Annotated in this window: 13 protein-coding genes and 1 riboswitch; of the genes, 7 read left to right on the top strand and 6 right to left on the bottom strand. The window is 72.2% G+C overall.

Going from position 1 to position 11,224, the window contains the following annotated elements; genetic code table 11:
- Positions 1-51: 51 nt before the first annotated feature.
- The 4 genes from metF to ACZ7GJ_RS17985 all read right to left on the bottom strand — a co-directional run bounded on the left by metF (position 52) and on the right by ACZ7GJ_RS17985 (position 3,470).
- A complete protein-coding gene (metF, locus tag ACZ7GJ_RS18000) occupies positions 52-966 on the bottom strand; it encodes a methylenetetrahydrofolate reductase [NAD(P)H] (RefSeq protein ID WP_470752746.1) in 915 nt (304 codons plus the stop codon).
- Between the two features lie 80 nt (positions 967-1,046).
- Entirely contained in the window at positions 1,047-1,697 is a 651-nt protein-coding gene (thiE, locus tag ACZ7GJ_RS17995; protein WP_470752745.1) for a thiamine phosphate synthase, read from the bottom strand.
- Positions 1,698-1,798: 101 nt separating this feature from the next.
- A complete protein-coding gene (locus ACZ7GJ_RS17990) occupies positions 1,799-2,164 on the bottom strand; it encodes an Rv2175c family DNA-binding protein (RefSeq protein WP_470752743.1) in 366 nt (121 codons plus the stop codon).
- 82 nt (positions 2,165-2,246) lie between these two features.
- Positions 2,247-3,470 (bottom strand): NAD(P)/FAD-dependent oxidoreductase, encoded by a 1,224-nt coding sequence (locus ACZ7GJ_RS17985; RefSeq protein WP_470752741.1) that lies wholly within the window; start codon positions 3,468-3,470, stop codon positions 2,247-2,249.
- 78 nt (positions 3,471-3,548) lie between these two features.
- A riboswitch (TPP riboswitch) is annotated at positions 3,549-3,661 on the top strand.
- Here ACZ7GJ_RS17985 and thiO point away from each other — a divergent pair.
- The 6 genes from thiO to ACZ7GJ_RS17955 all read left to right on the top strand — a co-directional run bounded on the left by thiO (position 3,659) and on the right by ACZ7GJ_RS17955 (position 9,398).
- Positions 3,659-4,840 (top strand): glycine oxidase ThiO, encoded by a 1,182-nt coding sequence (gene thiO / locus ACZ7GJ_RS17980; protein ID WP_470752740.1) that lies wholly within the window; start codon positions 3,659-3,661, stop codon positions 4,838-4,840. Its footprint overlaps the riboswitch before it by 3 nt.
- Positions 4,837-5,043, top strand: coding sequence for a sulfur carrier protein ThiS (gene thiS, locus ACZ7GJ_RS17975; RefSeq protein ID WP_470752738.1), 207 nt, complete (start codon positions 4,837-4,839; stop codon positions 5,041-5,043). Before thiO ends, thiS begins: the two co-directional genes overlap by 4 nt.
- 5 nt (positions 5,044-5,048) lie before the next feature.
- Complete coding sequence (locus ACZ7GJ_RS17970; protein WP_470752737.1) at positions 5,049-5,843, top strand: thiazole synthase; 795 nt, start codon at positions 5,049-5,051, stop codon at positions 5,841-5,843.
- Positions 5,844-6,003: 160 nt separating this feature from the next.
- The gene (pknB, locus tag ACZ7GJ_RS17965; protein WP_470752736.1) at positions 6,004-7,920 is read left to right on the top strand and encodes a Stk1 family PASTA domain-containing Ser/Thr kinase; all 1,917 of its coding nucleotides are present in this window, start codon (positions 6,004-6,006) and stop codon (positions 7,918-7,920) included.
- A 66-nt stretch (positions 7,921-7,986) separates the two neighbouring features.
- Complete coding sequence (locus ACZ7GJ_RS17960; RefSeq protein ID WP_470752829.1) at positions 7,987-8,787, top strand: deoxyribonuclease IV; 801 nt, start codon at positions 7,987-7,989, stop codon at positions 8,785-8,787.
- 83 nt (positions 8,788-8,870) lie between these two features.
- Positions 8,871-9,398, top strand: a complete 528-nt coding sequence (locus ACZ7GJ_RS17955; RefSeq protein ID WP_470752734.1) for a DUF4396 domain-containing protein — start codon at positions 8,871-8,873, stop codon at positions 9,396-9,398.
- Positions 9,399-9,411: 13 nt separating this feature from the next.
- On the opposite strand, the gene ACZ7GJ_RS17950 is transcribed toward ACZ7GJ_RS17955, so the two are convergent.
- Positions 9,412-10,044 carry a sulfite oxidase-like oxidoreductase gene (locus ACZ7GJ_RS17950; RefSeq protein WP_470752732.1) on the bottom strand — a complete coding sequence of 211 codons (633 nt, stop codon included), beginning with the start codon at positions 10,042-10,044 and terminating at the stop codon, positions 9,412-9,414.
- 173 nt (positions 10,045-10,217) lie between these two features.
- On the opposite strand from ACZ7GJ_RS17950, the gene bfr reads away from it, so the two are divergent.
- Complete coding sequence (bfr, locus tag ACZ7GJ_RS17945) at positions 10,218-10,694, top strand: bacterioferritin (RefSeq protein ID WP_470752731.1); 477 nt, start codon at positions 10,218-10,220, stop codon at positions 10,692-10,694.
- 35 nt (positions 10,695-10,729) lie between these two features.
- On the opposite strand, the gene ACZ7GJ_RS17940 is transcribed toward bfr, so the two are convergent.
- A complete protein-coding gene (locus ACZ7GJ_RS17940; RefSeq protein WP_365917328.1) occupies positions 10,730-10,990 on the bottom strand; it encodes a (2Fe-2S)-binding protein in 261 nt (86 codons plus the stop codon).
- Positions 10,991-11,224: the final 234 nt, after the last annotated feature.

The raw sequence follows: 11,224 nt of genomic DNA, 5'->3' as shown, positions 1-11,224 counted from the left end.
GCATGGCCCCTCTCGGTACGGACGACCGCCCGGGAGACGGGGGCCGGCCGATCAGGCCCGCTGGTGCAGACCCAGATTCTCGTAGATCTCGAGAGTCGCCGTGGAATTGTTCAGCGTGATGAAGTGCAGCCCCGGGACACCCTCGGACAGCAGCCGCGCGCAGAACTCCGTGGCGAACTCGATGCCAATGGAGCGTACAGCGGCCGGATCGTCCTTGACGGCGAGCATGCGCTCTTTCACGGCCGCGGGGAAGACTGCGTTGCTGAGTTGCGGAAGCCGGTCGAGCTGCTTGACGGCCACAACAGGCATGACCTCGGGGATGATCGGGGTCTCGCAGCCCGCCTTCTCGACGCTGTCGCGCAGCCGCAGATAATTCTCCGGATCGAAGAACATCTGGGTGATCGCGTAGTCGGCGCCCGCACGGCACTTGTCCACGAAGTGCCGGATGTCCGTGTCCCAGTCCTCGGAGCGCGGGTGCATCTCGGGGAAGGCCGCGACGCCGACACAGAAGTCGCCGGACTCCTTGACCAGTCGGACCAGGTCGGCGGCGTAGTGGACGCCCTCGGGGTGCGCCACCCACTCGCCCATCGGGTCGCCCGGCGGGTCTCCGCGCACGACGAGCATGTTCCGGATGCCCGCGTCGGCGAACTGTCCGATCACGTTGCGCAACTCGGCGACCGAGTGGTCCACGGCGGTGAGGTGCGCGACCGGGGTCAGGGTGGTGTCGGAGGCGATCTCCTGGGTGGCCTTGACCGTGCCGCCGCGGGTGGAGCCGCCGGCTCCGTAGGTCACGGAGACGAAGCTGGGGGATACCGCCTCGACCCGGCGCAGGGCGTTCCAGAGGTTGCGTTCGCCCTTCTCCGTCTTGGGGGCCCAGAACTCGAAGGAGTACGAGCGCCCGGACGCGAGGAGGTCGCGGACCGTGTGTGCACGATCCGACCAGGTGGAAGCGGTACCAAGGGCCATACGGGCAGGTTAGACGCGGCCCGGCGGACACCGAAGCCCAGTCCATCCCTTGGACACGTTTTTGGACACGCCCCGGAAGTTCAGCCGCTGACGCGCTCCCGGACCCGCTTGGCCAGGTCGGCCGCGGCCGCGCCCGGGTCGGCGGCCTCGGTGATGGCGCGGACGACGACGACGCGGGTGGCGCCGGCGTCGAGGACCTCGTCCAGATTCGTACCGTCGATCCCGCCGATGGCGAACCAGGGCCGGTCCTGCGCGAGCGAGGCGGTGTACCGGACGAGGTCGAGGCCGGGAGCGTACCGGCCGGGCTTGGTGGGGGTCGGCCAGCAGGGGCCGGTGCAGAAGTAGTCCACGCCCGGCTCGGCGACGGCGGCGTCGACCTCGGACTCCGCGTGGCAGGACCTGCCGATCAGCACGTCCGCGCCGAGGATGGCGCGGGCGGCGGGCACGGGGATGTCGCCCTGGCCCAGGTGCAGCACGTCGGAGTCGATGGCGTGCGCGACGTCGGCGCGGTCGTTGACCGCGAGCAGCTTGCCGTGCCGGCGGGCCGCGTCCGCGAAGACCTGGAGGTGCTCCAGCTCCTCGCCGGCCTCCATGCCCTTGTCCCGGAGCTGGATGATGTCCACGCCTCCGGCGAGCACCGCGTCCAGGAACCGGGGGAGGTCGCCCTGCCGCTTGCGTGCGTCCGTGCACAGATAGAGCCGGGCGTCGGACAGCTGGGCATTGGCGGACATGGGTACCCCCGGGTGGTAAGCGGTACGCGGTGTACGGGGCGGGCGGCGCGTACCGCCCCCCGCCCGTACACCGCGGATGGATCGTGTCTCAGCTCAAGCGCTCAGAGGGCGAGCGCCTGAGCGCGGCGCTTCACCTCCGTGCCGCGATTCTCGCTCAGCGCCTGGGCGGGGGTGCCGGGCAGGGTCGGGTCGGCGGTGAACATCCACTCCAGGATCTCCGTGTCGGAGAAGCCGTCGTCCCGGAGCACGGTCAGCAGGCCGACCAGGCCCTTGACGATCTTGTCGCCGTCGATGAACGGGGCGGGTACCTGGAGGGAGCGGTTCTCGCCGCGGCGCACGGCGAGCAGCTGACCTTCCTTGACCAGCTGGCGGACCCGGGTCACTTCGATGTCGAGCATCTCCGCGATGTCGGGGAGGTACAGCCAGGCGGGGACAAGGGCGTCGATCTTTGCGTCAATCTCGGTCACGGGCACAAGCCTGCCATCTCGGACTCGCCCCCGGTACCCGAGCCGCCCCGTCCGGGTCCCCGCGGCCCCCTCCCGGGGGCCGCTACGCCGCCGTGGCGGCCTTGAGGGGCGTGGCCGGGTCGGCGACCTTGGCCGGGTCGACCGCGGCCCCCGACTCGATGAGCTTGCGTCCCTGGGCCAGGTCGCGCGGGCGGCCCACCGACAGGACCGCCACCAGCGCCCCGTCCCGTAGCCAGCACACCGACCAGGTCGGCTCCGCCGGGTCGCCGCGCCACAGCATGGCCTCGGCTCCGCCGTGGTGGCCGGCGTACTGCACGAACCTCCCGAACTGCTCCGACCAGAAGTACGGCACCGGGTCGTAGACCCGTACGGGCTCGCCCGCCAGGATGTTCGCGGCGACGGCCCGGGGGCCCTGGAGCGCGTTGTCCCAGTGGTGCACGAGCAGCCGGGCCCCGTACCGGCCCGACGGGAACGACGCGCAGTCGCCGACCGCGTACACCCCCGGCAGGGAGGTGCGCAGGTGGGCGTCCGCCGTCACCGAGCCGTCCGCGCCCCGCTCGATCCCCGACCCGGCCAGCCACGCCGTCGCCGGGCGAGCGCCGATGCCCACGACCACCGCGCCGGCCGGCAGCTCGCGGCCGTCCGCGAGGAGCACCCGGCCGGCCTCGACCGCGGCCACCTTCGCGCCGGTGAGGAGCTCGGCCCCGGCCTCCCCGTACCAGCGCGCCATCGGGGCCGCGACCTCCGCGGGCAGCGCCCCCGCGAGGACCCGGTCCGCCGCCTCGACCACCGTCACGGCGCAGCCCGCCTCGCGCGCGGCCGTGGTGAACTCGGCACCGATCCAGCCCGCCCCGACGACCACGACCGCCGGGGCCGAGGCCAGTACGGGCTTCAGCCGGGCCGCGTCGTCCAGGGTGCGCAGCAGGTGCACCCCGGGGACGCCCTCCGCCCCCGGGAGGGTCACCGGTTCGGCGCCCGTCGCCAGCACGAGCACCCCGTACGGGACCGGGCCCGCCTCGGTGTCGAGCAGCCGCTCGGCGGCCCGCAGCCCGGTGACCGTCGTCCCCAGCCGGAGCTCGATGCCGAGCGCCTCGAAGTCGATGTCGAACGCCGAGTCCTCGGCCTTGCCGAGCAGCACCGCCTTGGAGAGCGGGGGGCGGTCGTAGGGCTGGTGGGGTTCGGCGCCCAGCAGCGTGACGGGGCCGGTGTAGCCCTGTTCCCGGAGGGCGACCGCCGTCTGCACCCCGGCCATTCCGGCGCCCACTATGACGACGCCGCTGTCAGTCTCTTCCGTCTGCTCGCTCACGCCGCCCAGGTTAGGGGGTAGGGGGCGAGACGGGGAGGCAGCCTTACCCGGCTTCCGCGGCGGGGTTAGTCTGGCCACCGTACCTATCGCGGGAGTCCGGGCGCACCGGGCTGAGAGGGAGGCTGGCCGGCCTCCGACCGTACGAACCTGATCCGGGTCATGCCGGCGAAGGGAGGGGCTGGACGCCCATGCACGCATACCGAAGAAGCGGAAAACCGGGATACGACGTCCTCGTCATCGGGGGCGGGATCATCGGCCTGGTCACCGCCTGGCGTGCGGCCCGTACGGGGCTGCGCACCGCTCTCGCCGATCCGGCGCCCGGCGGGGGCGCCGCCCAGGTCGCGGCGGGCATGCTCGCCGCCGTCACCGAGCTGCACTACGGCGAGGAGACCCTGCTCGGGCTGAACCTCGCCTCCGCCGCGCGCTATCCGGAGTTCGCCGCCGAACTCGCCGACGCGAGCGGCGGGCTGGACATCGGGTACCGGGCCTGCGGCACCCTCGCCGTGGCCCTCGACGCCGACGACCGCCTCCACCTGCGCGAGCTGCACGCCCTGCAGCGCCGCTGCGGCCTGGAGTCGCAGTGGCTGACCGGGCGCGAGTGCCGCCGCCTGGAGCCGATGCTCGCCCCGGGTGTCCGCGGCGGCCTGCGCGTGGACGGCGACCACCAGGTCGACCCCCGCCGGCTGGCGGCGGCGCTGCTGGCCGCCTGCGAGCGGGCCGGGGTGGACATCCACCGGGCGGGCGCCGAGCGGCTGCTCGTCACCGCCGACCGGGCCGGCGGTGCGCGGCTCGACGGCGGTACGGAGCTGCTCGCCGACCAGGTGGTGCTGGCCGCGGGCTCGCTCAGCGGCCGGCTGGCAGGCGTACCGGCGCAGGCCGTGCCCCCCGTACGGCCGGTGAAGGGGCAGGTGCTGCGCCTGACCGTGCCTCCCGCGTACGCGCCGTTCCTGTCCCGGACGGTACGGGCCGTCGTGCGCGGCAGCCACATCTACCTGGTCCCGCGCGAGAACGGCGAACTGGTCGTCGGCGCCACCAGCGAGGAACTCGGCTGGGACACCACCGTCACCGCCGGCGGGGTCTACGAACTCCTGCGCGACGCCCACGAGCTGGTGCCCGGCATCACCGAGCTCCCGCTCACCGAGACCCGGGCGGGACTGCGGCCGGGCTCACCGGACAACGCGCCGCTGCTCGGTCCGACCGACCTGCCGGGCCTCCACCTCGCCACCGGGCACTACCGCAACGGGGTGCTGCTGACCCCGCTGACCGGGGACGTCATGACGGAGCTGCTGACCACCGGCGAACTGCCGGAGATCGCACGCCCCTTCACCCCGCGCCGTTTCGCCCCCACCCGTCAGGAGTCCTACGCATGACCCTCTCCGTCTCGGTCAACGGCGAGCTGCGCGAGGTCGCCGCCGGCACCACGCTCGACACGGTGGTCGCCGCGCTGACCACCGCCCCGTCCGGGGTCGCGGCCGCGCTCAACGAGGCCGTGGTCCCGCGCGGCCAGTGGCCCGCCACGCCGGTGGGCGACGGCGACCGGGTCGAGATCCTCACCGCGGTCCAGGGGGGTTGAGCGGCATGGGCGACGACACCTTCCTGCTGGGCGGCCGGTCCTTCTCCTCCCGCCTGATCATGGGTACGGGCGGGGCCCCGAGCCTGGACGTCCTGGAACGGGCCCTGATCGCGTCCGGCACCGAACTCACCACGGTGGCGATGCGCCGGCTGGATCCGACGGTCCAGGGCTCGGTCCTGTCCGTGCTCTCGAAGCTGGACATCGCGGTCCTGCCGAACACCGCGGGCTGCTTCACGGCGGGCGAGGCCGTGCTCACGGCGCGGCTGGCGCGGGAGGCCCTGGGTACGGACTGGGTCAAACTGGAGGTCGTCGCGGACGAGCGGACCCTCCTGCCGGACGGGGTCGAGCTGCTGGACGCGGCGGAGGTCCTGGTCGACGAGGGCTTCACGGTGCTGCCGTACACGAACGACGATCCCGTGCTGGCGCGGAAGCTGGAGGACGTGGGCTGCGCGGCGATCATGCCGCTGGGCTCTCCGATCGGGTCGGGGATGGGGATCCGCAACCCCCACAACTTCGAGCTGATCGTGGAGCGGGCCGGGGTCCCGGTGATCCTGGACGCGGGCGCCGGTACGGCCTCGGACGCCGCCCTGGCCATGGAGCTGGGGTGCGCCGGGGTCATGCTGGCCTCGGCCGTCACCCGGGCCCAGTCCCCCGCGCTGATGGCGGCGGCCATGCGGGACGCCGTCTCGGCGGGGCGGCTGGCCTTCCGGGCGGGCCGCATCCCCCAGCGCCGCTTCGCGGACCCCTCCTCCCCGACGGAGGGCCGCGCCGCCCTGGACCCGGAACGCCCGGCGTTCTGACCCCGCGGCGGCTCCGGGCTGATTTCGGGCGACCGCGCCCCCGGCCCGGGGCCGCCGCCGGGCCCCGCGAGCTGCCCGTCGCGACGGAGAAGTCACAGGTGCGCTGCAAGGGTGGACCACCCGGTCCGGGCGGTCATGCCGCGCTCGTAGAATCGGCCGGGTGGATACGACCCTGGAAGACCCCCTCGTCGGGCGCGTTCTCGACGGCCGCTACCGCGTCGACGCCCGCATCGCGGCCGGCGGCATGGCCACGGTCTACCGGGCCGTCGACACCCGCCTGGACCGCGTCCTCGCGCTGAAGGTCATGCACCCGGCGCTCGCCGCCGACGCCGCCTTCGTCGACCGCTTCATCCGCGAGGCCAAGTCCGTCGCCCGCCTCGCCCACCCCAACGTGGTGGCCGTCTTCGACCAGGGCACCGACGGCCCGTACACGTACCTCGCCATGGAGTACGTCTCCGGCTGCACCCTGCGCGACGTGCTCCGCGAGCGCGGCGCGCTCCAGCCGCGGGCCGCCCTCGACATCCTCGAACCCGTCCTCGCGGCGCTCGGCGCCGCGCACCGGGCCGGGTTCGTGCACCGGGACATGAAGCCCGAGAACGTCCTGATCGGCGACGACGGCCGGGTCAAGGTCGCCGACTTCGGGCTGGTCCGGTCCGTCGACTCGGTCACCAACACCACCGGTTCCGTCCTCGGCACCGTCTCCTACCTCGCGCCCGAGCAGATCGAGAACGGCGTCACCGACACCCGCGTGGACGTCTACGCCTGCGGTGTCGTCCTGTACGAGATGCTCACCGGCACCAAGCCGCACTCCGGCGACTCCCCCGCCCAGGTGCTCTTCCAGCACCTCAACGAGGACGTCCCGCCCCCGTCGGCCGCCGTCCCCGGGCTGCCCGTCTGCCTCGACCAGCTCGCCCTGACCGCGACCGCCCGCAACCCCGAGCTGCGCCCGTACGACGCCGCCGCCCTCCTCGGCCTGGCCATCGAGGCCCGCGCGCAGCTCAGCGACGCCGAGCTGGACGCCGTACCGCCGCAGGCGCGGGCCGAGGAGCGGACCGCCGCCGAGGACCGCACGAGCGTGATCCCGCGCCCGGTGGCGGACCGGCAGCAGTCCGTGAACCACACCTCACGGCTGGCGGTGCCGCCGGTCCCGCCCCCGGCGCCGGCTCCGGCTCCGAGCAGGCGGCGGGGGCCCCGCCGCGGCACGCTGCTGGTCATCGCGGGCGTCCTGCTGGCCCTGGGGCTCGGTACGGGCGTCTGGTACATCAGCGTCGGCCAGTTCACCCAGGTCCCCAACCTGCTCGGCAAGACCGAGGCGCAGGCCAAGGCCCAGCTGGCCGCCTCGGGCCTCGGCGTGAAGCGGGTCGACCGGAAGTTCAGCGACGCCTTCGACCGCGGGACGGTGATGAACACCGATCCCCCGGGCGGCAAGCGCATCCGCGGCAACGGGGCGGTGGTCCTGACCGTCTCCCGCGGCCCCCAGGTCATCCCGGTGCCCGACCTCAAGGGCAAGCCGCTGGAGGCGGCCAAGGCCGAGCTGACGTCCGCCGGCCTGGCGCCGGGGATCGTCACGCAGGCCTTCAGCCAGGAGGTGGCCCAGGGCTCGGTGATCAGCTCCGACCCGGCGGGCGGCCAGAAGCGGGCCCCCGACACGGCGGTCGCGCTGGTGGTGAGCAAGGGCCGACCGGTGCCGGTCCCGAACGTGTCCGGCAAGGGCGTGGACCAGGCCCGGGCGGCCCTGGAGAGCCTCGGGCTGAAGGTGGAGACGGCTCCCGACCAGGTCAACTCCCCCTCGCCGGCGGGCACGGTCGCGGGTCAGTCGGTCGGCGCCGGCACCCAGGCCGCCGCCGGTGACACGGTGACGCTCACCGTGTCCAAGGGCCCGCGCCAGCTGCCGGTGCCGGACGTGACCGGCCAGGACGTGGACACCGCCCGCAAGACGCTGGAGGCGGCGGGCTTCAAGGTGAAGGTGGACCGGCCCTTCCTGTCCTTCAGCAACACCGTGGACTCCCAGTCGGTGCCGGGCGGCCAGAACGCCCCCGAGGGCGGCACGATCACCATCAGGACCAAGGGGCTGTAAGCGCACGTGATACGCAATCCGGTGGGCGGGCACATTCCCGTCGCGGGCGGGCTCGCTTCGGTCGGGATGACCTACGCCCGCGAGATGGGTGCCGAGGCCGTCCAGGTCTTCGTCGCCAATCCGCGCGGCTGGGCCACCCCGGTCGGCAATCCCGCGCAGGACGAGCTGTTCCGCGAGCAGTGTGCGGCCGGGTCCGTACCGGCGTACGTGCACGCGCCGTACCTGATCAACTTCGGCTCGCACACCGAGGCCACGGTGGAGAAGTCGGTGGAGTCGCTGCGGCACTCGCTGCGCCGCGGCCGGGAGATCGGCGCGCTCGGGGTGGTCGTGCACACAGGCTCGGCGACCGGCGGCCGGCCGCGCGAGGCGGCGTACGCGCAGGTCAGGGAGTACATGCTGCCGCTGCTGGACGAGCTGACGCACGAGGACGACCCGTTCCTGCTGCTGGAGTCCACGGCCGGGCAGGGTTCCTCGCTGTGCTCGACGGCCGAGGAGTTCGGCCCGTACTTCGAGGCGCTCGACCACCATCCGAAGCTCGGGATCTGCCTGGACACCTGCCACATCTTCGCGGCGGGGCACGACCTGGCGGAGCCGGGCGGGGCGAAGCAGACGCTGGACCTGCTGGTGGGGACGGTGGGCGAGGGCCGGCTGAAGCTGGTGCACGCGAACGACTCCAAGGAGGGCGTGGGCGCCCACAAGGACCGGCACGCGAACATCGGCCAGGGCCACATCGGGCGCGACGCCTTCGCCGAGCTGTTCACGCACCCCGCGATGGAAGGCGTGCCGCTGATCATCGAAACGCCGGGCGGCAAGGAGGGCCACGCGGCGGACATCGCCCTGCTGAAGGAGCTGCGCGAGCTCGGGTGACCCGTTGAGGAATACCCCTGGGGGGTATACGGTTCTGTCATATCGGCAGAGCCGCCGTACGCCATTCCCATCTGGGGGTCGTCATGGAGCACGAGCACACGCACGAACACGCACACCAGCACGGGCACGAGCACGGACACGAGCACGGACACGGGCACCACACGGGCGCCGGCAAGGTCAGCTGGGCCATGGCCGCGCGGGCCACCCTCCACTGCCTCACGGGATGCGCCATCGGCGAGGTGCTCGGGATGGTCATCGGCACCGCACTGGGCTGGGGGAACCTGCCGACGATGGTCCTGGCGATCGTCCTGGCGTTCTTCTTCGGCTACGCGCTCACCCTGCGCGGGATCCTGGCGGCCGGAGTGGACTTCCGTACGGCCGTCCGGGTGGCGCTCGCGGCGGACACCCTTTCGATCGCCGTCATGGAACTGGTCGACAACGGCGTGATCGCCACATGGCCGGGTGCGATGGACGCGCACCTCTCGGAGCCGCTGTTCTGGATCGTGCTCGCCCTGTCGCTCGCGTTCGCGTTCGTGGTGACGACGCCGGTCAACAAGTGGATGATCGGCCGCGGCAAGGGCCACGCGGTCGTCCACCAGTACCACCACTGAACCCGGGGCGGGCTCAGAGTTCGGGGCCGTCCCCCGGCTCCTCCTGGTACGAGTAGCGCTGCTCGCGCCAGGGGTCGCCGATGTTGTGGTAGCCCCGCTCCTCCCAGAAGCCCCGCCGGTCGGCGGTCATGTACTCGATGCCGCGCACCCACTTGGGGCCCTTCCAGGCGTACAGGTGCGGGACCACGAGCCGCAACGGGAAACCGTGCTCGGCGGTGAGCAGTTCACCGCCCTGGTGGGTGGCGAACAGGGCCCGCTCGGAAGCGAAGTCGGCCAGCCGCATGTTGGAGCTGAAGCCGTACTCGGCCCACACCATCACATGGGTGGCCTGCGGGGCGGGGGGCGCGAGTTCGAGGATCCGGCGGGTGAGCACACCGCCCCACTCGGCACCCGTCATGCTGAACTTCGTCACGCAGTGCAGGTCCGCCACGACCGAGTCGAACGGCAGGGCCGTGAACTCCTCGTGGTTCCAGCAGCGCTTCTCGCCGTCAGCCGTCGCGCCGAATACGCGGAACTCCCAGCGGTCCGGCTTGAACTTGGGCACGGGCCCGTAATGGGTGACCGGCCAGCCCCGCTGCAACCGCTGCCCGGGAGGGAGCTCCAGTTGCTCTGACCCCGGAGATTCCCGGCTTTCCGGCTGACCCATGACTCCATGGTGACAGACTTGCCGGGGTGGTCATGACCAGGTTCGGCCCGATTCGGGCAAGTCACGGTAACTCCCACTAAGGAGGCACTTACTGGACGACCCCTTGCGGCGGTGCAAGGATGCGCGCACCTGCCCCGTCACATAGCTGACATTGCCTGGAAGGAGCCTCTGCAATGCAGGGCGACCCCGAGGTCCTTGAGTTTCTCAACGAGCAGCTGACCGGCGAGCTCACGGCCATCAACCAGTACTGGCTCCACTACCGGATCCAGGACAACAAGGGCTGGACCAAGCTCGCCAAGTACACGCGTGAAGAGTCCATCGATGAGATGAAGCACGCGGACAAGATCACCGAGCGCATCCTGATGCTCGACGGTCTGCCGAACTACCAGCGCCTCTTCCACGTGCGGGTCGGGCAGACCCTCACCGAGATGTTCCAGGCGGACCGGCAGGTCGAGGTCGAGGCCATCGACCGCCTCAAGCGCGGCATCGAGGTCATGCGCGGCAAGGGCGACGTCACCTCGGCGCGGCTGTTCGAGGAGATCCTGGCGGACGAGGAGCACCACATCGACTACCTGGACACCCAGCTGGAGCTCATCGAGAGCATCGGCGAGGCGCTCTACATCGCACAGCTGATCGAGCAGCCCAGCTAGACCGGGGCGGACCGCCGGGCCGGGCGACCGACGGACTAGGCCGCCTCGACGAGAGCCGGCTCCGGCTCCGCGGTCAGGGGGTCGGCGGCGAGAACGGCCGCCGCATTGCCCTTCTCCAGCAGTTCCCGGCGCGGGCAGGCCCCGCGGCCGAGGAGGCCCTGGATGGTCCGCACGCAGGAGCCGCAGTCGGTTCCGGCCTTGGTGGCCGAGGCGATCTGGCGGGGGGTGCAGGCCCCGGCGGCCGCGTGGTCCTTGACCTGCTTGTCGGTGATCCCGAAGCAAGAGCAGACGTACACGCGGTTCACCTCCCTGAGCGGAATGGTCGAGCAAGCCATCCCCTATTCGGTGAGGCTTACCTAACCCTACCCAAACTTAGGGTTCCCTAAAAGACCTGGATACGGCTCTGGGGGGGGGGGGGGGGGGGGGGGGGGGGTCTGGGGGGGGGGGGGGGGGGGGGGGTGGGTACCCTAGGAAAAACAAAAGGAGGGAGGGAAGTGAGGGGAAGAGAAAAAAATACGGAAGAAGAAACA

Source organism: Streptomyces sp. NPDC037242, assembly GCF_055604165.1.
Note: the sequence above shows the minus strand (reverse complement) of the source record. Positions and strands in the feature narration are given on the sequence as shown.

Coding starts and splice junctions, on each gene's coding strand:
- metF (WP_470752746.1), bottom strand. CDS start 966: ATGGCCCTTGGTACCGCTTCCACCTGGTCGGATCGTGCACACACGGTC.
- thiE (WP_470752745.1), bottom strand. CDS start 1,697: ATGTCCGCCAATGCCCAGCTGTCCGACGCCCGGCTCTATCTGTGCACG.
- thiO (WP_470752740.1), top strand. CDS start 3,659: ATGCACGCATACCGAAGAAGCGGAAAACCGGGATACGACGTCCTCGTC.
- thiS (WP_470752738.1), top strand. CDS start 4,837: ATGACCCTCTCCGTCTCGGTCAACGGCGAGCTGCGCGAGGTCGCCGCC.
- ACZ7GJ_RS17970 (WP_470752737.1), top strand. CDS start 5,049: ATGGGCGACGACACCTTCCTGCTGGGCGGCCGGTCCTTCTCCTCCCGC.
- ACZ7GJ_RS17960 (WP_470752829.1), top strand. CDS start 7,987: ATGACCTACGCCCGCGAGATGGGTGCCGAGGCCGTCCAGGTCTTCGTC.
- ACZ7GJ_RS17955 (WP_470752734.1), top strand. CDS start 8,871: ATGGAGCACGAGCACACGCACGAACACGCACACCAGCACGGGCACGAG.
- ACZ7GJ_RS17950 (WP_470752732.1), bottom strand. CDS start 10,044: ATGGGTCAGCCGGAAAGCCGGGAATCTCCGGGGTCAGAGCAACTGGAG.
- bfr (WP_470752731.1), top strand. CDS start 10,218: ATGCAGGGCGACCCCGAGGTCCTTGAGTTTCTCAACGAGCAGCTGACC.